This is a genomic window from Pseudomonas sp. KH_017, assembly GCF_057840285.1.
On sequence record NZ_CM174509.1, the window covers coordinates 3,202,717 to 3,226,765 of the forward strand.

General features: G+C 58.5%; 19 protein-coding genes. 11 read left to right on the forward strand and 8 right to left on the reverse strand.

Translation table 11 applies throughout. The features are described 5' to 3' along the window. The first annotated feature begins 158 nt into the window (after positions 1-158). Together ocd and alr are read left to right on the forward strand one after the other, a co-directional pair. Complete coding sequence (gene ocd, locus AC3IT6_RS14595; RefSeq protein WP_489350626.1) at positions 159-1,205, forward strand: ornithine cyclodeaminase; 1,047 nt, start codon at positions 159-161, stop codon at positions 1,203-1,205. Positions 1,206-1,454: 249 nt separating this feature from the next. Beyond that, positions 1,455-2,693 (forward strand): alanine racemase, encoded by a 1,239-nt coding sequence (gene alr, locus AC3IT6_RS14600; RefSeq protein WP_489350628.1) that lies wholly within the window; start codon positions 1,455-1,457, stop codon positions 2,691-2,693. A gap of 119 nt (positions 2,694-2,812) precedes the next feature. Here the strand turns inward: alr and AC3IT6_RS14605 are convergent, their stop codons facing one another. Further along, complete coding sequence (locus AC3IT6_RS14605; RefSeq protein WP_150755298.1) at positions 2,813-3,502, reverse strand: GntR family transcriptional regulator; 690 nt, start codon at positions 3,500-3,502, stop codon at positions 2,813-2,815. Between the two features lie 327 nt (positions 3,503-3,829). On the opposite strand from AC3IT6_RS14605, the gene AC3IT6_RS14610 reads away from it, so the two are divergent. Continuing rightward, entirely contained in the window at positions 3,830-4,564 is a 735-nt protein-coding gene (locus AC3IT6_RS14610) for an amino acid ABC transporter ATP-binding protein (protein WP_150755297.1), read from the forward strand. 27 nt (positions 4,565-4,591) lie between these two features. On the opposite strand, the gene AC3IT6_RS14615 is transcribed toward AC3IT6_RS14610, so the two are convergent. The 7 genes from AC3IT6_RS14615 to AC3IT6_RS14645 form a co-directional block, all read right to left on the reverse strand. Beyond that, on the reverse strand, positions 4,592-5,704 hold the full coding sequence (locus tag AC3IT6_RS14615; RefSeq protein WP_489350631.1) for a CapA family protein: 1,113 nt from the start codon (positions 5,702-5,704) through the stop codon (positions 4,592-4,594). Between the two features lie 89 nt (positions 5,705-5,793). Then, complete coding sequence (locus AC3IT6_RS14620; protein WP_489350633.1) at positions 5,794-6,750, reverse strand: ornithine cyclodeaminase family protein; 957 nt, start codon at positions 6,748-6,750, stop codon at positions 5,794-5,796. 160 nt (positions 6,751-6,910) lie between these two features. Next, positions 6,911-7,300, reverse strand: coding sequence for a RidA family protein (locus AC3IT6_RS14625; RefSeq protein ID WP_150755294.1), 390 nt, complete (start codon positions 7,298-7,300; stop codon positions 6,911-6,913). 11 nt (positions 7,301-7,311) lie between these two features. Next, positions 7,312-8,403 carry an amino acid ABC transporter permease gene (locus AC3IT6_RS14630; RefSeq protein ID WP_489350635.1) on the reverse strand — a complete coding sequence of 364 codons (1,092 nt, stop codon included), beginning with the start codon at positions 8,401-8,403 and terminating at the stop codon, positions 7,312-7,314. Then, positions 8,393-9,529, reverse strand: a complete 1,137-nt coding sequence (locus AC3IT6_RS14635; protein ID WP_489350637.1) for an amino acid ABC transporter permease — start codon at positions 9,527-9,529, stop codon at positions 8,393-8,395. The genes AC3IT6_RS14630 and AC3IT6_RS14635 overlap by 11 nt, the downstream gene beginning before the upstream one ends. Before the next feature lie 62 nt (positions 9,530-9,591). Further along, positions 9,592-10,614, reverse strand: coding sequence for an amino acid ABC transporter substrate-binding protein (locus AC3IT6_RS14640; protein ID WP_489350639.1), 1,023 nt, complete (start codon positions 10,612-10,614; stop codon positions 9,592-9,594). 209 nt (positions 10,615-10,823) lie between these two features. After that, positions 10,824-11,828 (reverse strand): LysR family transcriptional regulator, encoded by a 1,005-nt coding sequence (locus AC3IT6_RS14645; protein WP_489350642.1) that lies wholly within the window; start codon positions 11,826-11,828, stop codon positions 10,824-10,826. 160 nt (positions 11,829-11,988) lie between these two features. Here AC3IT6_RS14645 and AC3IT6_RS14650 point away from each other — a divergent pair, with 160 nt between their 5' ends. The 8 genes from AC3IT6_RS14650 to AC3IT6_RS14685 all read left to right on the forward strand — a co-directional run bounded on the left by AC3IT6_RS14650 (position 11,989) and on the right by AC3IT6_RS14685 (position 23,960). Beyond that, the gene (locus tag AC3IT6_RS14650; RefSeq protein ID WP_489350644.1) at positions 11,989-12,744 is read left to right on the forward strand and encodes a class II aldolase/adducin family protein; all 756 of its coding nucleotides are present in this window, start codon (positions 11,989-11,991) and stop codon (positions 12,742-12,744) included. Further along, positions 12,741-13,670 (forward strand): 2-hydroxyacid dehydrogenase, encoded by a 930-nt coding sequence (locus AC3IT6_RS14655; protein ID WP_489350646.1) that lies wholly within the window; start codon positions 12,741-12,743, stop codon positions 13,668-13,670. The genes AC3IT6_RS14650 and AC3IT6_RS14655 overlap by 4 nt, the downstream gene beginning before the upstream one ends. Positions 13,671-13,692: 22 nt before the next feature. After that, positions 13,693-14,931 carry a Zn-dependent hydrolase gene (locus AC3IT6_RS14660; RefSeq protein ID WP_489350648.1) on the forward strand — a complete coding sequence of 413 codons (1,239 nt, stop codon included), beginning with the start codon at positions 13,693-13,695 and terminating at the stop codon, positions 14,929-14,931. Between the two features lie 177 nt (positions 14,932-15,108). After that, entirely contained in the window at positions 15,109-16,437 is a 1,329-nt protein-coding gene (locus tag AC3IT6_RS14665) for an MFS transporter (RefSeq protein ID WP_150755287.1), read from the forward strand. Positions 16,438-16,517: 80 nt separating this feature from the next. Then, positions 16,518-17,843, forward strand: coding sequence for an OprD family porin (locus tag AC3IT6_RS14670; RefSeq protein WP_489350651.1), 1,326 nt, complete (start codon positions 16,518-16,520; stop codon positions 17,841-17,843). A gap of 59 nt (positions 17,844-17,902) precedes the next feature. After that, positions 17,903-18,292 (forward strand): RidA family protein, encoded by a 390-nt coding sequence (locus tag AC3IT6_RS14675; RefSeq protein ID WP_150758548.1) that lies wholly within the window; start codon positions 17,903-17,905, stop codon positions 18,290-18,292. Between the two features lie 3 nt (positions 18,293-18,295). Then, positions 18,296-18,913, forward strand: coding sequence for an RraA family protein (locus AC3IT6_RS14680; RefSeq protein ID WP_489350654.1), 618 nt, complete (start codon positions 18,296-18,298; stop codon positions 18,911-18,913). A gap of 214 nt (positions 18,914-19,127) precedes the next feature. Next, positions 19,128-23,960: a M10 family metallopeptidase C-terminal domain-containing protein gene (locus AC3IT6_RS14685; RefSeq protein ID WP_489350656.1), complete on the forward strand. Its 4,833-nt coding sequence runs from the start codon at positions 19,128-19,130 to the stop codon at positions 23,958-23,960. The last annotated feature ends 89 nt before the right edge of the window (positions 23,961-24,049 follow it).

Genomic DNA, 24,049 nt, shown 5'->3' on the forward strand with positions numbered 1-24,049 from the left:
TCTCTCGCTGTGTCCAGGGTCAGTATTGGCCGAAATCTTCTCGCCATTGCCTCGACAATAGGTCGGTAGCAAACACATGGACCACCTCCTGAGTCTCAGCCGCCAAAGCGCAAGGTAGTCCAGACCGGCACACCAAAAAACGCCCAAAGGAACCCAATATGACCCGTTACATTGACGTCAATGATCTGAGCCGTCTCGTCCAGGAAAAAGGCTTGCCTCGTTGCCTGATCGAAATGGCCGAGTACATCCGTCAAGACTACGTACGCTGGCCGGATTTCGAAAAGTGCGCGCGCCTGGCGAACCACTCACCCGAGGGCGTCATCGAGCTGATGCCCGTGTCTGATGCCTCGCTCTACGCTTTCAAGTATGTCAACGGACATCCAAAGAACACCCACAATGGCATGCTGACGGTCATGGCCTTTGGTGCGTTGGGAGACGTCGATACCGGCAAGCCTGTTTTGCTGAGTGAGATGACGCTGACGACCGCCATTCGCACCGCTGCCACTTCCGCACTCGCGGCCCGCTACCTCGCCCGACCGGACAGTCGCCGAATGGCGCTCATCGGCAACGGCTCACAGAGCGAATTCCAGGCCCTGGCATTTCATACACTGCTCGGCATTACTGAAATCAGTCTCTACGACATCGATCCAGCGGCAACGGCGAAGCTGGTAGCCAACCTGCGGGCCTACCCCGCCATACAGGTGAGCGTTGCCAAAACCGTCGCAGAAGCGGTACGTGGCGCCGATATCGTGACCACGGTCACGGCCGACAAAGCCTACGCAACTATTTTGACGCCTGAGATGATCGAGCCCGGGATGCACCTCAACGCAGTTGGCGGCGACTGCCCCGGCAAGACCGAACTGCACCGGGACATCGTCGAGCGTGCGCGGGTCATGGTTGAGTACGAACCGCAAAGCCGCATTGAAGGCGAAATTCAGCAGATGCCTGCCGACTCACCGGTTATCGAGTTCTGGAAAGTCGCCAACGGTCAGACCCAGGGTCGCCAGCATGCCGAGGAAGTCACCTTGTTCGACTCGGTCGGCTTCGCCATCGAGGACTACTCCGCCTTGCGCTATGTGCTGGATGTTGCACGAACGCTAAACATTGGCAGCGACATTCAGCTGGTGCCAGAGCTGCAAGATCCCAAGAACCTGTTCTCGCTGCTGCTGCCTTCAGTAACAGCCGATGCAAGGCTTCGAGCTTAACTCCACTCGACACTTCAAAGCGTTCACCTGGCGGCCCCTTCGGCTGCCAGGCGCAACCCCGAACAATCCCTCAGTCGTTTAAGCCTTTTTTACAGCGCCATCCGCTGTGCGAACCACCCGGTTCCACATAAACAAACGGCGCCTTTGCATAAGAATTCCATGGCTGTTCGCCCCATGCCCGATGGATCTGGCTGATGCCAAATCCACGCCAGCATGAGGGCTTTCCTCATCCACTATGGAAGACTCGATATGCCACGTTTCATGCTCAGCACGCTGACGCTCGCCCTGGCCTTGACGGCAATGATGCCGGTGGCCAATGCCGCCCCTTTACTCGATCCCACACCTGAACATCTCCGCGCCGACAATCAATCAGGCCAGGCCAATACCTGGCTGGAGATTGATCAGGCCGCCTTCGAAGCAAACATCACCAAACTTCAGCAACGGCTGGCGGGTAAAAGCCAGATGTGCGCCGTGATGAAAGCCGACGCTTATGGGAATGGCATTGGATTATTGATCCCTTCCGCCATCCGGATGGGCATCACCTGTATCGGCGTGGCGAGCAACGAGGAGGCGCGTGTCGCACGGGAAAAAGGCTTCAAGGGACGCCTGATGCGTTTGCGCAGCGCTACCGTTGAAGAGGTCGAGAATGCACTGCGCTACAACATCGAAGAACTGGTTGGCAACCTGGAGGTTGCCCGTCAACTCAATGAGCTGGCCACCCGCAAGGGCGTGAAGCTGCCGGTTCACCTGGCGCTGAATTCGGCGGGCATGAGCCGTAACGGTCTGGAAATGAGCACGGCTGCAGGACAACAACAGGCGGTGGATCTGACCCGGCTGGATCACCTGAGCATCGTCGGAATCATGACCCACTTCCCGGTCGAGGAACGCGAGGATGTCCTTCAGGGTCTGGCCAGGTTCAAGGAGCAGTCCGGCTGGCTGATCGAGCACGCCAAACTGGACCGCAGCCGGATCACCCTGCACTGCGCCAATACCTTCACCACCCTTGAGGTGCCGGAAGGTTGGCTGGACATGGTTCGCCCGGGGGCTGCGCTCTATGGCTACCCAGTGGGTGGGCATAACGAATTTCAACGGGTGATGCAGTTCAAATCGCGGGTCGCGGCTGTCAATGCCTACCCGGCGGGCAGTACGATCAGCTACGACCGCACCTTTACCCTGAGCAAAGATTCGTTGATTGCCAACATCCCGGCCGGCTACTCCGACGGTTATCGAAGAGCGTTCTCCAACAAAGCCTCAGTGCTGATCCGCGGCCAACGCGCGCCGGTGATCGGCAAGGTCACCATGAACACGTTGATGGCGGACGTCAGCGGTATCAAGGGCGTGCAGGCGGGAGATGAGGTCGTTTTGTACGGCAAGCAAGGTGATGAAGAGATTACCCAGACGGAGCTTGAGACCATCAACGGCGCATTGTTGGCGGATCTCTACACGATCTGGGGCAACTCCAATCCGAAAGTCTTGAAGTCTAAATAAGGAGAAAAAAACAAGGTGCGCAGGCTAAACGCTGCGCCCCTGTGGGAGCGAGCCTGCGCGCGATGGACGTTAACGATAACGCGTGCCGCCCGAAGCAATCGAGTGTCGACCGGCTGCTCCTACACCTCAAAGTGGTCCTTCAGGTACTCAGCCGCCTCATCCGATGCTTGCTTGAGATGCGTTGTCATCAACGCAACGGCCGCCTCCACGTCTTTTGCCCTGTACGCCGCGAGGATCGCACGGTGCTCGTCCTGGCTATCGATCCCTGCGGATCGCAGCTGCATATAGATGTGCGTATAGCGCTGCGCAATGGTGTGCGCACGGGTGATCATATTTTCCAGGTGTTTCATTTGCGCAGGTGCATAAAGCGCCGTATGCAGCGAAAGGTTCCATTGACTGCTCAGGAGAGGATCCTGAACTTTCTCGAACTCATCGATGATGCGTTCGACAGCATCGAGTTGCTCCGGTGTCGAGAGCGGTACCGAATGGCGGACGGCCAGCGGCTCTAAAACCGCTCTTAACTCAAAGCACTCATTCATTTCATTCAGGGACGGAGGTGTCACCATGAAGCCCCGATTCGGCATGAACTGGACCAGGCCCTGACCTTCAAGCTCGCGCAGCGCCTCGCGAACCGGCACCTTGCTGGTGTTGAGTTCGGTAGCGATCAGGTCCTGACGCAGAGGTTCGCTACCGGAGAGCGCGCCGGTGACGATGGCTTCCCTGATAACGGCCGCAACAAATTGCGGTGCGGACACACGTGCCAGCGGGATCAGTCCTGCAATGTATTTCAGTGGTGATTGGTTAGACATATGACACTAAGTGGCCAGGGGCGATTTAAAGGCGTGTCTGGGTTTGGCAGATACGAGGAACAACTACATCACTATGCACAACCGTATACGATTATACGAAATCGGACAAGGACGGCATCCTCGGCCTTGCTCCCCTCGAACTACAGTCCAGTCCCTCGCCCATACATCTGAAATACAAGCCTCATTCATCGCTTTGTTGTTGTCGTTGGCGGATCGATAATCGTATACTTTCTACAGTATGATGGAATTGGAAGCACCTTGGTTTGTCGTTTGCGATCAGGTCCTCGTCCCTCTTGCGCCATCTGCAACCACATCAGGACAACCACCGTGATCAACATAAAAAATGTTTCCAAGTGGTACGGCAATTTTCAGGTGCTGAGCGACTGCACTACCGCCATACAAAAGAGCGAAGTCGTCGTGGTGTGCGGCCCCTCCGGTTCTGGCAAGTCGACGCTGATCAAGACCGTGAATGCGCTTGAACCCTTCCAGCAAGGCGAGATTGTCGTAGATGGCATCAGCCTCTCGGACCCGAAAACCAACCTGCCCAAGCTACGCAGCCGGGTCGGCATGGTGTTTCAACACTTCGAGTTGTTTCCGCACCTGTCCGTGACGCAAAACCTGACGCTCGCTCAAATGAAGGTGCTGGGCCGTGGTCAGGACGAGGCGCTCAAACGGGGGCTGAAGATGCTCGATCGTGTTGGCCTGAGCGCCCACAAGGACAAATTTCCAGGGCAACTCTCAGGTGGCCAGCAGCAGCGCGTGGCAATTGCTCGTGCCTTATCGATGGACCCGATCGTGATGCTGTTTGACGAACCCACCTCGGCCCTGGACCCGGAAATGGTCGGCGAGGTTTTAGACGTCATGATCAAACTGGCAAACGAGGGCATGACCATGATGTGCGTGACCCACGAAATGGGCTTCGCCAGGAAGGTCAGTGATCGGGTGATTTTCATGGACGCGGGCAAAATCATTGAAGATTGCAAAAAGGAAGAGTTCTTCGGCACCCCCGAAGCACGCTCCCCCCGCGCCAAGGACTTCCTCTCCAAGATCCTGCAACATTGATCATTCGGGGTCGCTAAGGGAGTGTTCTCACCAACGCAACTCGAAGGCATTTTTCGCGCCCGCCTGGATGCTGCTGCCCAGGCGGGCGCACTCGCGAGAAAGGGTGTCGTGCAGCCATTGACGGTCATCTCCTTCGGCGCGACAGAGGCGAAAGCGACGCAGGCGGGTGGGTATCAGGTCCAGCGACTGCAACTGCCCGCCCGGGTCCAGCGAGGCGAAGTATAGAAGCCCCAGGTCGCCGCGAAAGGCTGTGTAGCCCTCGATGCCTTCGTAATCGTTCAGAAGATCACCGCAGCCATAGAGAATCAGGCGTCCGCGGTAGACCTCGATGCCCTTGACGTGGTGCGAGGAATGCCCGTGCACCACGTCAACTCCGGCCTCGTCGATCAAGGCATGGGCGAACCGGACTTGCTCGCGCGGGATATCGAACCCCCAGTTGCTGCCCCAGTGAATGGAGGCGACCACCAGATCCCGCGGTTTTTTGCCCTCGATAATCCGTTTCGCCACAGGGCGCAGGCTTTGCATCGACAGATCCTCCAGCCGCGCGACGCCAGCGCGCCTATCCGTGGCGGCCCAGTCCGACGCAATGCCGCTGTCGGGTGCGCCGAGGCCAAACACCAGCAAGCGCCGCCCGCCAGGCTGTGGCAGCACGGCAGGCGCTTCGGCTGATTGCCGGTTGTGCCCGGCGCCGGCGCTGCACATACCATTGCTCGCCAGGGTCTCCAGCGTATCGGCCAGGCCGGCTGCGCCCCAGTCCAGCACATGGTTGTTGGCCAGCACGCAGCAGTCGATGCCGGCTGCGCTGATGGCCGGGAAGTTCTCCGGGCTCATGCGGTAATTGATGCCCTTTGGCTCCGGTCGTCCGCGGCGGGACACCGCAGTTTCCAGATTGATGATGCGTGCGTGTGGCTGGCGAAGTTCGAACTCATCCAGCGCAGCGCCCCAGACATAGGTGAAATCGACTGGACGGGGAATCGAGCCATTGAGTCTTTCTGCCAGCCGGACGTAATCGCCGGCATTCTTGACGTAAGCTTCGTAAAGCCGCGGATCACCAGGATGCGGCAGTACTGCGTCGATGCCGCGGGCAGTCATGACGTCGCCGGCGAGAAACAGCTTCAGCGTATTGGTAACAGCTGCCATGGCACCCTCCCGAATATAAGCCGGGGGATGTTTCCATCCCCCGGCTTATTATTACGCTGAAATAGGCAGAACGACTTCTGAACCTCTACTCAGTTGTTCTTCATATGCAACTGATAAAGCTCATTGGCAATGGCGATATCCTCCAGACCCAAACCGATCGAGCGGAAGAAGGTATGGCGCTCGGGATCGGGAAGTCGGGCGGCTCCCGTCATCAGCTCGGGCAAATCCCCGTAAATACTCTCGGGTAACCAGCCATGCTGGTCTTTTGCCAAGCGCATTTCCCCTGCGCTGTCGGGCGTTGTAGCCCGGTAATCGCAATAGACGCTCATGTTCAGCAGGGATTCAGGAGGTACTTCGTGCGCCAGTGGGGCATTGGTGCAAATGGACGTGATCAACGCTGGCTTTTTCAGCACTGCAGGGTCAAGCACCGTATGACCGGCCGAGGTGCACAGCAGGATGACATCCGCATCATCAACTGCACTGGACAGTTCGGTATGAATGCTGACGCGCGGATCGAGGTTCCGGAGTGCCTGCTGCTCGGACACTGGTAGAGCGTCAATGTTGGGTGCGTACAACCTGATATCCCCCCACTCGCGCAATGCCGAAACATGCCGGACATGCGCTTGACCCAGACGCCCTACTCCCACTACGGCCAGTTTGCTGACCTGCGCGGGCGCAAGTAAATCGACCGCGAGTGCTGTCGTGCCCGCTGTTCGCTCAGCCGTCAATTGCCCCGAATCACAGAGCAAGCGAGGTTGACCGTCATCCATCGACATCATCAACGTCCAGGCCGTCACCAGAGCCCCTTCCGGACGCGGGATATAGGGTGAGAGCTTTGCACCAAAGACCCGCTCCTCGGCAAGCGTTCCAAGGTAGCTGATAAAGTTGCCTTGCCCGTTGGGAAACGGATTGCGCAGTTGTGGCGGTTGCACAGCCTTTTCCTGTCCCAACGCCAGGAACATACGACGCATTGCGGACAACACATCAATCAGACCGATCAGTTTGGCCACTTGAATTGAATCTAATACGGCAATGTCATTCTTCATTGAATAAAATCCTTCATAGCGCATCTGACAGAAAGCCTTAAACGTCGAAATCACTCGGTTCGAGTTCATGGGAAAGAATATTAAAACAACCAGTTGAATAGCTTATAGCTACCAAGAGAACTGGTACTTTTTACACAATACAACCCAGCACATCCGTTTTCTAAAGATGGGCAACTACATCGATTTCAATATCAAACGGAAACGGCCAAGGCTTGACTGCAACGAATGAGCGTACGGGTGGATTCTCAGGGAAATACTTGCGATACACCGCGTTCACCTCATCCATCATCGATGGATCCGTCACGAAGATCGTGGTTTTCACGACGTTATCGAGGCACGATCCTGCCGATTCAAGAACAACTTTCATCACCTGCAATACAGCGTGAGTCTGTTCAACAATCGTGCCTCGAACAATATTCCCGGTCAGTGGATCGAGCGGCGGCAGGCCACAGGTATAGAGCATCGAACCCGAGCGAATCAGCAAAGAGGTGGGTGTATTCAAACGCCTGAGCGCTTCAGACAAAAACGGCACTTCTATTATTTCTTTCATGGAGGCATCCATTATTGATACAGGCGGGCCCTACGTTCACGTTCAATCGACGCGACGTAGTGTTGGATATACATGCAGATAACGAAGTAGATGACGCCGACAAACAGATAGAGCTCTTTATAGAACCCTTGCCAGTTTTCGTCATAAAGGCTTGATCTTGCCGATCCAAGCAAATCGAAAAGACCGATGATCATCAACAATGAACTGTTCTTGACGAACGCGATGGCGATGTTGGCAATCGGTTGCAGCGAATGGGCGATGACTTGCGGCAAGATAACGTAGGCATGACTGCCCCAATAGCCGAACCCCAGGCTTGCCGACGCTTGGCGCTGACCGACTGAAAGTGCTTGCAGGGCACCGCGCAAGGCCTCGGAAAAGTAAGCGGCGGTAAATAGCGAGAGACCGATACCTGCCCGAAAAAGCTTGTCGAAAATAAGCTCGTCCGGAAGGATCAACGGAATGATCGCAAAGGTCATGAAGACAATAGTGATCGCCGGAACACTGCGAATGAGGTCCACATAAAGCCGGCACGGAACAGAGACAAGCGGCATCTGCGACCGACACCCCAGCGCCAGCAGCACACCCAGAGGGAACGCACACACAAGGCCGGCAATGCTGATCAGCAGGGTGATCGGCAGTCCACCCCAACGCGCACGATCCACTGGTTCAAGACCGAACAGTCCGCCACTCATCAATAGATAACCAATCAACGCGGCCAGTACCCACAGCACAATGGCCACTGTGTGATGGCGGACCCGGAACAAACACCAGAGCGCAACCGCCGCGATCAATGCAACGAAGGTGATCGGACGCCAAAGCGACTCAGGAGGATAGGCCCCGAACAGGATGAGATTGAGCTTGGTGCCGATGAACGCCCAGCAAGCGCCTCCGTTCTGGTGGCATTGCGCGGCATCGCCGCTAAAGGTTGCATCAAGCAATAACCATTTGACGATACCTGGGCCAACCAGAACGACGCCCCAGAGAAACAGTGCGCCGAGCACAATCCGGCTTGGCATACCCGAGCCCAGGCCTTTGAGGCGCTGGATTAGCGTCAAGGGTGCGGCAATCGACACTTGGGCACCATTATTCAGATCACCAGACATAATGTTTCTCCCAAAGACCGATTACCCGCGTCGTAATAATGTTTACCGTGACGTAAACCAGCATGAAAATGCTGATCAATTCGATGGCCTGCCCCGTTTGATTCATGGCGGTGTTTCCCGCCGAGACCAGTTCCGGGTATCCCACGGCAACACCGAGCGAACTGTTTTTCATCAGGTTCAGGAGTTCACTGACCACCGCCGGCATCGCGATCCGGAAGGCTTGTGGCATCACGATGTAACGCAGAACGCCAAAGTGCGTCAGGCCCAACGCATAACCTGCAGCAATCTGTCCCTGGGCAATGGACTGCACGGCCCCACGGATCGCTTCGGCTATATAAGTGCCCGTGTACACAGAGAGCCCGATGAACATACTCATGAACTCGGGTGAAAAGTGCCCGCCGCCGCCGATTGAAAACTTGCTTGCCGTGGGCCATTCAAATGTCATTTGCCCGGACCACAGGGCATAAGCCGTGGACACGAAGGCAATCAGACTCAGGAGCATCAGCAAGGCTCCCGGATTTTTCAGTGCGCTGCCACCGGTGCGCACGCTTCTGAGGATAAACGCCACGACGGTGCAAAAGATCGCGACGATTGCTGCCAATGCGAAGGGGGACGGCCACGGGAAATTGATCCCGCGATTACTGATGAACACACCCGGTACCGGCTCCAGAGCCTCCCGGACTACCGGTAGACCGTAAGTAAAAACAGCGAACCAGAAGAACAACTGCAGCAGTAGCGGAGTATTGCGGATCGTCGAGACATACACTTTGGCAATTCGTCTGGCCAGGCCGAATTTGGACAACTGAGCCAGCGCCGCCAATACCCCGAGCAGCACGGAGAACACAATGGCGCAAAACGCCACTTTGAGCGTGTTCGAAAACCCCGCGAGCAGGGCGTACGCATATGACTTGTCACCGCTGAAAGCAATCATGCTTTCGCTGAGGTCGAAGCCGGCGCGAGCCCACAGAAAGCCGAACCCGGTATTGATCCCTTTCTGTGTAAGGCGCTCGTTGATCACGTGCCCGAAATACCAAACCGCAATCACGACAGCCGTGAGTACTACAAGCTGGACCAACACCGTGGCTGCCCGGTGTTGGTGTTTAACAGCGCCATCTCTTGCCGACATGACCTTCACCTCTCATTTCTGATTCGCCATCTACGCGGCGTTTGAGCCATTCACATCGCGGATCAGAAAAGCGGGGCGTACAGCAGGCCACCGTCCGACCACAGGGAATTCTGGCCACGCTTCATCTGCAAGGGAGTATTGGCACCCACGTTGCGCTCGAAGATTTCTTTGTAGTTGCCTACCGCGGAGATGACATTGATCACCCAGTCATCCTTGAGGCCCAACCCTGCCCCCACACCTGGCGTTACACCCAGAAGGCGCCGGACGTCTTCGTTGTTACTGGTGAGCATTTGTTTAACGTTTTCTTTGGTGATACCGAGTTCTTCTGCAGTAAAGGTTGCGAAGACGGTCCACTTGACGATGTCTGCAAAGTGCTTGTCATCGCCCCGCACGACTGGACCCATTGGCGACTTCGAGATCACATCAGGAAGGATGGCGTAGTTTTCAGGGTTGCCTGAGTTGAGCCGGATAACCGCCAACTGCGACACATCGCTGGTGATTACATCGCAGCGGCTTGCGAAAAAGGCCGAGAAGAATTCAGTCCCGCTTTCGATCACCACAGGTTTGAATGTGATCTTCAGTTTGTCGAAGAAATTGCGAACCACATACTCGCTGGTGGTGCCCTGCTGAATGCAGACCGTAGCGCCATCGAGTTCTGCCGCCTTGGTGACGCCCAGTTTCTTGTTGATCAGAAAGCCTTGGCCGTCGAAGAAATCGACCACCGGAAATTGCAGCCCCATCGTGGTATCGCGCGTCAGGGTCCAGGTGCTGTTCCGAGAGAGGACATCCACTTCGCCATTCTGCAGCGCCGTGAAACGTGCCTGATCGGAAAGCGGGACAAACTTGACTTTCGGCTTCTCGAAAATCGCCGCCGCGAAGGCTTTGCAGAAATCCGCATCAAACCCCTGCCAATCACCCGCACTGTTGGGCGCACCAAAGCCGACCAGTCCAGGGTGCACACCACAGACAAGCACTCCACGCTCTCGAATTTTCGACAAGGTATCGGCCTGTACCGGTGCAGAAACTGCCAATGAAAGCCCCAGGGCTGCTGCGGTAGATGCGAAAAAAACTCTTAGACGTGTCATCAGCTTCTCCACTCGGTAGAAAGTATACGATTTCAAGCTATATGACTTTGCGAGCAGCTGTCAAGCCACAAGAATGGTCGCATCGGCAATTTGTTTTGAGTTTAGATCGGGTGCGTTGCGAGGTGACTGATCACCGGCGTGTGTCGCGATGGCTAAAGCAACCTATCGGGATTGGACAGACCCCAATCACCGATGATGCCAATCAAAAGTCAGTCTTCCTGGCCGGCCTTCTGATCAACGGATTGTTCTGCAACTGCGATGGCATGCTGGAAGCTTTCAAGAAATACAGTTTCTGCATGGGTCATTTTTTGCTCGCGGTTCCACAACAAGTGAATGTCCACATCGGAAACACCGTCCCTGGGCGGTAGCCGCCAGAGCATGCCGTTGTAGAGGTCAACATCGAGTAAGTGTTCTGGCAAACAGCCAATACCAAACCCTGCGATCACCAACCGGCGTATTTCTTCAAAGTTTGATGACGAAGCGACGATCTTGCCGGTGAATCCCTGCTGGTCACGAAACACGGTAAGCGGCGAAAGATTGCCGCCAATCTGGTCGCTCGTGAAGCTGACAAAGTTTTCCCCTTGCAACTCAGCCAGATCCAGGCCGCGAACTCCAAAAAAGCGATGGCGTTTTCCGCAAAAGAACGCATATCGCTGACGTATCAGACAACGCTGCTCAAGCTTGGGTTGAGCGATGCGGCATAAACCGACACCAACGGTGGCGGTCTTCTGCATCAGCGAACTGAGAATGTCAGAGCTGCGCAGAACCTCAATTTCCAACTCCACACGCGGATGATTGAGATGAAAATTCGCGAGAAAATCATCATAGACCGTCGATTGCACCCGGCTGATCGAGAGCAGGCGAACCTTCCCCACCACATCATCCTGGGGGCCTTCGATGGCCGAGCCGATGCGCGACACGTTGCCGTACATCTCTTCGGCAATTCGCAGTATTTCCTCTCCCGCCTCAGTGAGATCGAAGCGTGGCCCCTTACGCGAAATCAAGGCGCACTCCAACTGCTCTTCCAACCGCTTGAGCGATTGGCTAACGGCCGATTGGGTAATGAACAGCCGCGCCGCAGCACGGCTGATGCTCCCTTCCTGACCAATCGCCAGGTACGTGCGCAATAAATTCCAATCCAGACGATCGTTGAGGAAACGCCGCCCTCCCCATCTAGCCTGCATTAGCTCTTCATTCGAGTTTTTGCTGCTCATCTTGATGTCCATTATTAGCGTGGCTTAATCAGCACTTAAGAATTAGCAAATTGCTTAATTATAGAGGCTACGAGATAAAGCACGAAGGCGCCAGAGGGACAGAGCGTTACCGTGATCCGATTGATCCCTGTCGGAATAAAAATTAAAGAAAGGAACTTACATGTACACACCCGACAACATTGCCCCCGCCGAGTGGAAGGTCCGTTGCGAGCTGGCCGCACTGTATCGACTGGTCGCGTACTTTCGCATGACCGACCTGATCGACACCCACATCACCCTGCGCATTCCAGGCCCTGAACACCACTTCCTGATCAACCGCTACGGCGTGATCTTCGATCGCATGAAAGCCAGCGACCTGGTGCGCATAGACCAGTTTGGTCAGGTGGTGGGAGGTGCAAACGAGCGCACTCGTGTCAATGCAGCAGGCTTCGTGATTCATTCGGCGATCCACATGGCCCGCCCGGATCTCAACTGTGTGGTGCATACCCATACCGCAGCCGGGATGGCCGTGGCCGCCCAGGAGCAAGGCCTGTTACCGATCAGCCAGCATGCGCTGAAGTTCTACGGCAAATTGGCTTATCACACCTATGAAGGCATTGCGCTGTCGCTGGCCGAGCGTGAACGACTGGTCGCCGACCTGGGACCACACAAGGCCATGATCCTGCGTAACCATGGCCTGCTGGCGGCCGGTGGAAACGCAGCTGAAGCCTTCCACGAAATTCACTTCCTGGAGCGCGCCTGCCAGGCGCAGGTCGCGGCACTGGCCGGTGGCAGCCAGCTGGTCTACCCCAGCAAAGAAGTCTGCCAACACACTGCAGAACAGTTCGGCCGCGACGAAGCCGAGGAAATCATGGGGCTGAGCTGGAATGCCGCCTTGACCTTGATTGAAGACCAGCGCGAGTCCTATTGCTCATGAACACCGTCGTACTGCTGTCGCGCGACAGTATCCTGCTCAGCCAGCTCCAGGCGGCCTTTGCCCGACAGGCGCCGGACATACGGGTGGTACTGGCCGATGACCCGGTCGCCAGTGAAGCACAGGTCGCGGCATGCTGGTTCCCGCCGGCCAACAGTTTGGGCGCGCTGCCCAATCTGCAACTGGTGCATTCGGTCGCCGCGGGCGTCGATCACTTGCACACCGATCCCAGCTGCCCGAACTTGCACGTGTGCCGAGTGGTCGATCCCGCGCACCGCCAAGGCATGACCGAGTACGTACGCTGGGCGGTGATTCACTATCACCGGCGTTTCGATCAGGTCTTGCAGCAGCAGCCTGACCTGCTCTGGCAGCGCCCGATACAGATTCAGGCAAAGGATTTCAAGGTTGGTGTGATGGGCCTGGGTTCGCTGGGCGCAGCCATTGCCGAAGACCTTGCCAGCGCCGGCTACAGCGTCCGCGGCTGGGCGCGCAGTGTCAAAAACATACCCAACGTGGTCTGCCACAGCGGTGATCAGGCGTTCAACGGCTTTCTCGAAGGCCTCGATCTTTTGATCAACCTGCTGCCGTTGACCCCGGCTACCCGAGGCATTCTCTGCACTGAAACCTTCCAGGCTCTGGCGTCTGGTGCGGTGGTCGTCAACTGCGGTCGCGGCCAGCACGTATGCATCGACGATCTGCAACAGGCATTGAGCAGTGGTCAGCTGCGCGGTGCGGTACTCGACGTCTTCGAGCATGAACCCCTGCCGGTCGATGATCGCCTGTGGCGCATGCCCGGGGTGATCGTTACCCCGCACATGGCATCGGCGGCGTCCCACGACTGCATCGCCAGCCAGATTGCCGAAAACACGCGGCGGCTGGCCCGTGGTGAACCCCTGAACAACCCGGTCGATACGTCCCTGGGCTATTAAGACACGCGACAAGAGGTGAGTGATGAAAGTATCCAAGGTCAACGGTGAGCGCCTGTGGGACAGCCTGATGGACATGGCCAAAGTTGGCGCCACCGAGCGCGGTGGCAACTGTCGCCTGGCCCTTTCCAGGGAAGACCTGGCCGGTCGCGAGTTGTTCATGGGCTGGTGCCGTGAGGCCGGCCTGAGTATCGCGTTCGATGCCATCGGCAACCTTTTTGCCCGCCGCGAAGGCCAGGACAATAGCCTGCCGCCGATTGTCATGGGCAGCCACCTGGACACCCAGCCAAAAGGTGGCCGCTTCGATGGTATCTACGGCGTGCTGAGCGGACTGGAGGTGGTGCGTTGCCTGAATGATCAAGGCATCGAAACCCGCCAGCCCATCGAAATCGCCGTGTGGACCAACGAGGAAGGCGCGCGCTTTACCCCGGCCATGTTTGGTTCGGCGGTGTTCACTGGCATTCTGCCGTTGCAAACCGCATTGGATGCCCGTGATGCCCGGGGCATCAGCGTCGCTGAAGCCTTGGCTGATATTGGCCATGGTGGAGACCTTCCCCTGCAGCGAGCCTTCGATTCTTACCTCGAAGCCCATATCGAACAGGGCCCAATCCTGGAAGACAACGGCCTGCCGGTGGGTGTAGTCACCGGTGGCCAAGCGATCTGCTGGCTGGATGTGCAGGTTGGCGGTGTCAGTGCCCACGCCGGCACCACACCGATGCCGTTGCGCAAGGATGCCCTGTTCGGTGTCGCGGAAATGGCCAGCGTGCTGGAATCCATCGCCAGAGACTTCGCACCCAAGGGGCTGGTCACGGTGGGCCAGTTGGAGATCGCCAAGTCATCGCGCAACACCATCCCCGGCCGGATCAACTTTACTGTCGATCTGCGCCACCACGAAGACCAACAGATTTCCGCAATGGAGCACGCCGTATGCGAGTGCTTGCAAATCGTTGCCGACAAGCGCGGTTTGAGCCTGGCGATCAGTCGTCACTGGCTCAGCCCGGCGACACCCTTCGATGCCGATTGCGTGACCGCTGTACGTTCGGCGGTCCAGGCGCTGGGTTACCCCCATCAGGACATCGTCAGCGGTGCCGGGCATGACGCCATTCACCTCGCCGGGCATTGCCCCACCACGATGGTCTTCATTCCCTGTGTCGGTGGCCTGAGCCACAACGAAGCCGAAGACGCCCTGCCGGACGATGTTCGTATGGGCTGTGACGTGCTGCTCAATGCGGTGCTGCGGCGAGCTCAGCACCTGAGCGACTGATTATGCAAGCAACACCGAACCTCTGAGGTCGCGTCATCCATACGACCTCGGAGGCAGGGCCCGCTTGCGCCTGAAAAAACAATAAAACCGATCTCCGGCCACAGCATCACCGTTACCCACACTGCCATCCAATAAATCAATCCACTGAGCCCGACGCTCAACTTGGAGAAAAAAGGCATGAACAGCTCCGCGTGCATCCAGACCGCTACCCCGACGGTCGAACCCAGCGTCAACATGAAAAAAGTCGCCGTCGCCAGCGTCATCGGCACCACGGTGGAATGGTACGACCTGTTTGTTTTCGCCACGGCTTCCGCCCTGGTGTTCAACAAGATTTTCTTCCCGGCGTTCGATGCCTTGATCGGCACCCTCCTGGCGTTCGGCACCTTTGCTTCGGCTTATGGTGCACGCATCGTCGGGGCTGCCTTGTTCGGCCACTACGGCGACAAGCTTGGGCGCAAATCGATGCTGCTGATTTCGCTATTGACCATGGGCGCGGCAACCTTTGCCATCGGTCTGTTACCGGATTACGCCGCCATTGGCATCTGGGCACCGATCCTGCTTTTAACCCTGCGGATCATTCAAGGCCTGGCCCTGGGCGGTGAATGGGGTGGTGCGGTGTTGATGGCCGTCGAGCATGCCCCCGCCAACCAGCGTGGTTTATATGGCTCATGGGTACAGATCGGCGTGCCGGCCGGTACCATGATTGCCAACCTGGCCTTCCTGGCGATCGCCTGGCTGCTGCCGGCTGAAGACATGCTCGCCTGGGGCTGGCGCATCCCGTTCCTGGCCAGCGCGCTGCTGATTGCCGTGGGCCTGTACATCCGCCTCAACATCACCGAGACACCTGCGTTCCACAAGGCTCAAACCAGCGAGCCGCAAATCAAGCTGCCGCTGGCCGAAGTCTTCAGCAAATACTGGAAGCAAGTCCTGCTCGGCGGCGTGGCAACCATGTCGACCGGTGCATCTTTCAACATCATCGTTGCCTTCGGCCTGACCTATGGGACCCAGACCCTGGGCTTCAGCCGCACCATCATGCTCAGCGTGGTACTGGCCTCCTGTGCGCTGTGCATCGTGCTCTTGCCAGCTTTCGGCGCACTGTCTGACCGCTTCGGCCGCAAGCCGGTGATCATCGCCGGTATCGTCGGTGAAGCGCTGGTCGCCTTCCCGATGTTCTGGCTGATGGATACTCGCGAGCTGCCGCTGGTGTTTCTCGGCTATGGCTTGTTGATGACCGCGTTCGCCGCCAACTACGGGCCCATCGCAACCTTCCTCGCCGAGCTGTTCGGCACCCGTGTGCGTTACTCCGGCCTATCGGTGGCTTACATGCTCTCCGGGCTGCTGGGCAGCGCGGCCACGCCTATCGTGACCACGGCCCTGCTGGCGATGACCGGCAAAGGCTCGTCAGTGGCCTGGTACCTGATTGGCTCTGCGGTCATCTCCCTGATTGCCCTGTTACTGCTGACCGAAACCTTCAAGCGCGACTTGAGCGCTGGGCGGGCTGAATAGCACCAAGTGACCCACAACAAGAATAAATCCACCTGCACTTGATCCTGCTGCCATTCACGCACCCTCTGGATTCGTACACCATGGAAAAAACCCTGCACCTTTTTGGTGTGAGCGCCGGCGCTTGCCTTTTAACCCTGAGCCAGGTCGCTTCAGCCGATTTCATTAGCGACAGCAAGGCCACAATGGGCCTGCGTAACTTCTACTTCAACAACGACTACCGCGACCGGCCCGGCAGCGCCGGCCAGAGCAAGACCGAGGAGTGGGCGCAGGGGCTCATGCTCAATTACACCTCCGGTTTTACCGCCGGCACCCTGGGGTTTGGCGTCGATGCGCTGGGGCTGGTGGGCCTGACACTGGACAGCGGCCAGGGCCGCCATCGCGGCAGCTCGATGATCCCGACTGAAGGTAATGGCGCTGCCGATGAATGGAGCCGTCTGGGCGTGACCGCAAAAGCCCGTTTGAACAAGACCGAAATGCGTTACGGCACGCTGACGCCCAAGCTGCCGATCTTGGTCGCGAACGACGGTCGCCTGTTGCCACAGACCTTTGAAGGCGGCCAGATTACCAGCAGCGATCTCGACAAGCTGACCTTGACCGCCGGCCGTCTGGAGCACGCTACCGGGCGTGGCTCCAGTGATAGCACCGGGTTGGCGGTCAGCGGTGGGAGTCAGGAGAGCAACCAGTTTCTCTTCGCCGGTGCCGACTACAAAGTCACTAAAGATCTGACCGCCCAGTATTACCTGGCCAATCTCGAGGACTACTACACCCAGCACTTTTTCGGACTGCAGCATGTGCTCGCACTGGGCGAAGGCCAGTCGTTGAAGACTGATCTGCGCTACTTCGATACATCTTCCGACGGCGCCAACAGCTCGGCCAGCGGGCGCGCTGACGGTTTCCGGGTCGGTGGCTATAGCCGAAACGGTGCCGGTGAAATCGACAACCGCACCTGGAGCGCCCTCTTCACCTACAGCCTTGGTGGCCATGGGTTGACCGGCGGTTACCAGAGCGTTTCCGATGGCAGCAACTTCGTCCAGCTCAACCAGGGTTCCCTGGTGGACAAAGGTGCCGGTGGCGCAAGCCTGTATCTGTTCACCGACCGCATGCTCACCAGCTTCAACCGGGCCGGCGAACGCACCTGGTTCGGCCAATACGCCTATGACTTCGTCGCCTCGGGCGTACCTGGCCTTCGCGCGTCGCTGGTTTATCTCAAAGGCAGCCAGATCAAGACCACTTCAGGCAGCGATCAGCAGGAATGGGAACGTGACCTGGCCCTGGATTACGTGATCCAGGACGGTACGTTCACAGGCCTGGGTTTCGGTTGGCGCTATGGCGTCCTGCACTCCGAGGCCGACGCCAATCAGGACCAGAACCGCGTGTTCGTCAGCTACACCCTGGCATTGTTCTGATTCACCGGCCCGCCGCCCATGTCGGGTCGGCGGGCCTCTATTCTCAGCGAGGCTCTCTCATGAAACGTATCCAGGCAGCACCCGGCACAATTGGCCCGGTCGGTCCTTACTCCCAGGCAGTGGTCAGCGGCCATCTGGTGTTCACTGCCGGCCAAATACCCGCCGTAGGCGGACTGGACCAGCAACCCGAAGGCTTCGAAGAGCAAGTGCGCCAGACCTTGCGCAACCTGGAGGCCATCCTGATCGCAGCGGGCTCGGACTTCGATCACGTAATCAAGGTTAACGGCTATCTCACCGATCCAGCTCAACTGGAACCCTTCAACCGGGTCTATACCGAAGTGCTCGGCCATGCACCGCCGGCACGCACCACGGTCTGCGTGGCACTCTGGGGGGTGGCACTGGAGATCGATTGCGTGGCTGAACTCATTGATTCAGCAAAGCAGAGGTAAGCCATGAACGCCCCGACTCAACTGCTTGAAAAACTCCATCAGGTCAGCTTCGCCACCCTCGGGCATTTGCTCGAAGACGGCTTTGTCAATGCCGAAATTCGCTCCATGCTGAGCGCCGTCAAAGTGGTAGGTCGCGCCGTGACGCTGAGCGTGATCGACGCCGATGCCATTGCTGTCAACCGCGCCTTGGCAAGCCTGCAAGATGGCGACGTGCTGGTGATCGACATGAACGGTGATCGACGTCACGCTTGTGTTGGCACGGTCACCGCCTGTGCGGCTCAAGCGCGAGGCGCCAGGGCAATCGTGGTCGATGGCCTGGTGACCGATATCCTTGAACTGCGTGAAGCCGGACTGCCCGTTTTCGCCCGTGGCACCAGCCTGCTGACCACCAAACTGCACGGCAACGCCGAGAGCCGCTTGAATGTCCCGATCCAGTGCGGCGGGGTTCAGGTGAGCCCGGGTGATCTGGTGCTGGGAGACGATAACGGCTTGCTGATTCTTGACAGTCAGGCACTCGCCGCAGTCATCGACCAGGCACTGGCCAGTGATGGTGCAGAACCCGGTCTGCTGGAACGTCTTGAAGCCGGAGAGTCAATAGCATCCGTACTGCGTGTTCAGTGATTGATCGCTTGTAATGCGGACCGCCGCGCGGCGGCAAGCGTCAACAAAACGTTATTTTTTGAAATACTTCACAGCCGCCAATCAGTTGGTTCGGTTTTTTGACACTCCCCCGATATGCGGTCACAACTTTTGCGCTCCGTTGGGTCATAACACGGTAGCTGCCGATGGAATATTGGCATCTACCGAGGTTCTCGCCTGATACGGAGATAAACTCATGATTTTCAATGTACAAAATTTTGGCGCCAAAGGAGATGGCATCACTGACGACACGGCGGCGATACAAAATGCAATTAATGCGGCGGAGGCCGCAGGTGGGGGGCAGGTGTACATGCCGACCGGAACTTACATCGTTTCGGGAGGAGAGGAACCCTCAGACGGCTGCCTGATGCTCAAGAGCAACGTCTACCTGTACGGCGACGGCATGGGCGCAACCACCGTCAAGGTGGCTGACGGCTCCGACACCAAGATCACCGGGGTCATCCGCTCCGCCTATGGCGAGCAAACCCACGACTTCGGCGTCAGCAACCTCACCATCGACGGCAACCGTGACAACACCACGGGCAAGATCGACGGTTGGTTCAACGGCTACATTCCCGGCGAAGCGGGCTACGACTCCAACGTCACCCTCGACAGCGTCGAGATCAAGGATTGCTCCGGGTACGGTTTCGACCCCCACGAGCAGACCGTCAACATGGTCATCAAGAACAGCGTGTCCCACGACAACGGCCTGGACGGTTTCGTTGCCGACTTCCTCAGCGACAGCACTTTCGAAAACAACGTCGCCTACGACAACGACCGGCACGGTTTCAACGTCGTTACCAGCACCCACGACTTCACACTCACCAATAACATTGCCTACAACAACGGCGGCAATGGCATCGTGGTGCAGCGCGGCAGCGAGGACATCCCCTCCCCCAGCAACATCACCATCACCGGTGGCGAGGTGTACGGCAACGGCGCCGAAGGGGTGCTGATCAAACTGTCCAGCGAGGTGACCGTCAGCGGCGTCGACATTCACGACAACGCCAGCGCCGGGATCCGCATCTACGGCAGCAACCACGTCGAGATCATCGACAACACGCTCAACAACAATTCCCTGGGCAGCCCCGTACCGGAGATCATCATCCAGTCCTACGACGACACCCTGGGCGTGTCCGGCAAGTATTTCAACGGCAGCGATAACACCATCCAGGGCAACCTCATCACCGGCAGCAACCTGTCGACCTACGGCGTTGCAGAGCGCAATGAAGACGGCACTGATCGCAACGCCATCATCGGCAACACCATCAGCAACACCAGCAAGGGCGCCACGCTGATCTATGGCGACGGCAGCTACGTCAACGCAACGGTGCCGATGACCATCGTGCAAGGTACGGCTGGCAATGACATCCTGCTGGGCAGCGCCGCCAGCGAGATTTTCTATGGCGGCGCCGGCAACGACACTATCAATGGCAGGGCCGGTGGCGACATTCTGGTGGGGGGTGCAGGCATCGACAAACTCACCGGCGGTACCGGCGCCGATACGTTCCGTTTCGCCGCTCAGTCCGACAGTTACCGCAACGCAACCACAAGCTTCGATGACACCATCACCGACTTCGACGTCACCCAGGACAAGATCGACCTCGCCGGCCTCGGTTTCACAGGCATAGGCAATGGCCGTGGCGGCTCCCTGCAGGTCAGCTACAACGCCAGCAATGACCGCACCTACCTCAAGGACTACGATGCCGACGCCAGCGGCAATCGTTTCGAGTTGATTCTCTCGGGCAACTTCGCCAGCACCCTGACCGCCAGCCATTTCATCTTCAATCGCGTGGTCACTGGCACCAGCGCCAGCGACTCGCTGCTGGGTAGCGATTCGGCCGACACCCTGCTCGGCCTGGCGGGTAACGACAGCCTCAGTGGCGGCGCGGGCGACGACAAGCTCGACGGCGGCGCCGGCATGGACACCCTCACCGGTGGCTTTGGTGCGGACGTCTTTGTGTTCTCCAATCGCCTGGACAGTTACCGCAACTACAACACCGGCGGTGCCAACCTTGGCGACCTGATCACCGATTTCGATATCACCGCTGACAAGATCGACCTCTCGGCCATGGGTTTCACCGGCCTGGGGGATGGCAAGAACAACACCGTATACCTGGTGCTCAACAGTGCCGGCACCAAGACTTACATCAAGTCCCTGACTGCCGACGCCAATGGCAACCGCTTCGAGGTGGCACTGGACGGCAACTACCTCGACAAGCTGACCAGCACTAACTTCGTCTTCGCCACGTCGTCACCGACCAACCAGGCGCCGGTGCTGGCCACGCCGCTGCTGGATCAGAACGCGACCGAAAACACTACGTTCAGCTACGTGGTGCCGGCCACCAGCTTCACCGATCCGGATAATGACAGCCTCAGCTACACCGCGACCCTGGCCGATGGCAGCGCCCTGCCCGCGTGGCTGAGCTTCAATGCCACCCACCTGACCTTCACCGGCACGCCGACCAGCACTTCGTCCGGCAATTACAACGTGCTGGTCAAGGCCACGGACCCGGCCGGTGCATCGGTCAGCGATAGCTTCGCCCTGGCAGTGGCCGATGCGCCCGCCAACACCGTCACCGGCACCAACAATGCCGAAACCCTCAACGGCACGGCGGATGCAGACCTGATCCTCGGCCTCGGTGGCAACGACACGATCAAGGCCGGCACCGGCGCGGACATCGTCGACGGCGGCGCCGGGCGCGACTCGCTGTACGGCGGCGACGGTGCCGACACCTTCCGCTACACCAACTTGCTCGACAGCTACCGCGACTACGAGACCGGCGGTGTCACGGCCACCGACACGATTTATGACTTCACCGCGGGTGTCGACAAGATCGATGTTTCGGGCCTGGGCTTTCTCGGCCTCGGCCTCGGCGATGGCAGCAATGGCACGCTGTACATCACCCTCAACGCAGCCGGCGACAAGACCTACATCAAGTCCGCCGAAGCGGATGCCGACGGCAATCGTTTTGAAATCTCCCTTAGCGGCAACTACCTCGACACCCTGACCGCCAGCGACTTCGTGTTCGGCGAGCGCGCCCAGCAGGGCATCCTCTACCTGCCCACCCTCGGCCAATCCAATGCGCGCCTGCTGCGCATGACCGAGGACGACAATCAGTCCGGCACCTCGATGCTGGTCAACGACCTGGACCGTTACACCCCCTATGACGTGCGCAGCCAGTTCACCGATGCCGATGGCAACGGCATCGACATCGCGGTGGGCGGCAGCACGGTCACCGGCCTGTCGACGCTCAGCGCCGGGGAACTCGAGTTGTGCTGGTGGCTGACCGACACCAACCAACCCGGGCCTGCGCTGTTGCGCGCCGTGACGTTGCTGCGGGACCAGCTCAGCGAACTGCAATCGATCGATAACGTCACCATGGGCATCATTTGGGGCCAGGGCGAGGAAGCCGCCCAGGACATCGGCCGCGCCACGGACAAAGCAGCGGCAGCAGCGGCGTACAAGGCCGCGACCCTGAAGGTGCTTGATTACCTGCATGCCCAGTTCGGCAACTTCAGCGTGTACATGATGGAAACCGGTCACTACGAACAGGACGCGGCGCGTGCCCGTGGTTATTCGCAAGAGAAGATTGCCTCCATCGTCGAGGGGGTTGGCTATGTTCGCGCCGCCCAGGAAGCCATCGCCGCCGAGCGCGCCGACGTCAAGCTGGCGGTGGACTACACCGACCTCCCCTTGCGCCACGAAGTCGATCCGCTGGCGTATCCCGACGACGTCTGGCACCTGCACGAGGAGTCGGCGGAGATCGTCGGCCAGCGCCTGGCCGACTACATTGCCGGTGACCTTGGCTTCCAGGGCAACCCCAACGACAACAACAGCGTGCAGGACATTTTCGACAACGCCCGGAACATGATTTCCGGTACCGACCAGGCCGATACACTAGTGGGCAGTTCGGGTAACGACACACTGGATGGCGGCCTGGGCGCCGACACCATGACCGGTGGCAATGGCAACGACATCTATGTGGTCGACAACGCGTTCGACCGCGTGGTGGAAACCAGCACCTCGACCTCGCAGATCGATACGGTGCAGGCCTCGGTCAGCTGGACCCTGGGCGCCAATCTCGAGAACCTGGTGCTCACCGGCGTGTCGGACATCAACGGCACCGGCAATGAGCGGGACAACTTCATCACTGGCAATGCCGCCAACAACGTGCTCGAGGGTGCCGCAGGGGCCGACAGCATGAGCGGCGGCGATGGCAACGACACCTACTATGTCGACAACGCCGATGACACCGTGATCGAGATCAACAGCAATCCGGCGCCTGGAGGGGTCGACCGTGTGCACAGCAGCCTGGCGGCCTATACCCTCGGCAACAACGTCGAGCATCTTTATATCGATAGCACGGGCGCCGCCAATGGCACGGGCAACACGCTGGACAACACGCTGTTCGCCGGAGCCGGCAACAACGTGCTGGACGGGCGCGATGGCAATGACACGGTGTCTTTTGAACGCGCGCTGTCCGGCGTTACCGTAAACCTGTCGATGTCAGCGCAACAAAACACCGTGGGTTCCGGGCTCGACACCTTGAAATTCTTTGAAAACCTGACGGGAAGCGCCTACGCCGACAGTCTGTCGGGCAACAGCGCCGCGAACGTTTTGAACGGTGGTGCGGGCAACGATACGCTGGTGGGCGGTTCGGGCGATGACCGGCTGATTGGCGGTGCAGGCACCGACAACCTCACCGGTGGCACTGGCGCAGATATCTTCGCGTTCAGTGCGCTGTCGGACATGGGCGTAGGGGCTTTGCGCGATGTGATCAACGGCTTCAAGAGCACCGAGGGCGATCATCTGGATTTCACCGGCCTGGACGCCAACCCGCTGACCGCCGCTGTCGACGCCTTCACCTTCATCGGCAGCAACGCCTTCGACCCTGCCAACGCCACCGGCCAACTGCGCTTTGCCGATGGCGTTCTCCAGGGCAGTGTCAACGCCGACGCCACCCCCGAGTTCGAAATCCAACTGGTGGGTGTCCAGGAGCTGCACACCAGTGATTTCACACCTTGAGTCAAGCCCACAGGGGATTTGCAGTGCCCGAAAGATCAAAGACCAACACATGCAAAGAATGCGAGGGAGATGACTGTCGCAGGGTAAGG

Bases quoted from the DNA above. Each gene is read 5' to 3' on its own strand.
- ocd (WP_489350626.1), top strand. From the start codon at position 159: ATGACCCGTTACATTGACGTCAATGATCTGAGCCGTCTCGTCCAGGAA.
- alr (WP_489350628.1), top strand. From the start codon at position 1,455: ATGCCACGTTTCATGCTCAGCACGCTGACGCTCGCCCTGGCCTTGACG.
- AC3IT6_RS14605 (WP_150755298.1), bottom strand. From the start codon at position 3,502: ATGTCTAACCAATCACCACTGAAATACATTGCAGGACTGATCCCGCTG.
- AC3IT6_RS14615 (WP_489350631.1), bottom strand. From the start codon at position 5,704: ATGGCAGCTGTTACCAATACGCTGAAGCTGTTTCTCGCCGGCGACGTC.
- AC3IT6_RS14620 (WP_489350633.1), bottom strand. From the start codon at position 6,750: ATGAAGAATGACATTGCCGTATTAGATTCAATTCAAGTGGCCAAACTG.
- AC3IT6_RS14625 (WP_150755294.1), bottom strand. From the start codon at position 7,300: ATGAAAGAAATAATAGAAGTGCCGTTTTTGTCTGAAGCGCTCAGGCGT.
- AC3IT6_RS14630 (WP_489350635.1), bottom strand. From the start codon at position 8,403: ATGTCTGGTGATCTGAATAATGGTGCCCAAGTGTCGATTGCCGCACCC.
- AC3IT6_RS14635 (WP_489350637.1), bottom strand. From the start codon at position 9,529: ATGTCGGCAAGAGATGGCGCTGTTAAACACCAACACCGGGCAGCCACG.
- AC3IT6_RS14640 (WP_489350639.1), bottom strand. From the start codon at position 10,614: ATGACACGTCTAAGAGTTTTTTTCGCATCTACCGCAGCAGCCCTGGGG.
- AC3IT6_RS14645 (WP_489350642.1), bottom strand. From the start codon at position 11,828: ATGAGCAGCAAAAACTCGAATGAAGAGCTAATGCAGGCTAGATGGGGA.
- AC3IT6_RS14650 (WP_489350644.1), top strand. From the start codon at position 11,989: ATGTACACACCCGACAACATTGCCCCCGCCGAGTGGAAGGTCCGTTGC.
- AC3IT6_RS14655 (WP_489350646.1), top strand. From the start codon at position 12,741: ATGAACACCGTCGTACTGCTGTCGCGCGACAGTATCCTGCTCAGCCAG.
- AC3IT6_RS14660 (WP_489350648.1), top strand. From the start codon at position 13,693: ATGAAAGTATCCAAGGTCAACGGTGAGCGCCTGTGGGACAGCCTGATG.
- AC3IT6_RS14665 (WP_150755287.1), top strand. From the start codon at position 15,109: ATGAACAGCTCCGCGTGCATCCAGACCGCTACCCCGACGGTCGAACCC.
- AC3IT6_RS14670 (WP_489350651.1), top strand. From the start codon at position 16,518: ATGGAAAAAACCCTGCACCTTTTTGGTGTGAGCGCCGGCGCTTGCCTT.
- AC3IT6_RS14675 (WP_150758548.1), top strand. From the start codon at position 17,903: ATGAAACGTATCCAGGCAGCACCCGGCACAATTGGCCCGGTCGGTCCT.
- AC3IT6_RS14680 (WP_489350654.1), top strand. From the start codon at position 18,296: ATGAACGCCCCGACTCAACTGCTTGAAAAACTCCATCAGGTCAGCTTC.
- AC3IT6_RS14685 (WP_489350656.1), top strand. From the start codon at position 19,128: ATGATTTTCAATGTACAAAATTTTGGCGCCAAAGGAGATGGCATCACT.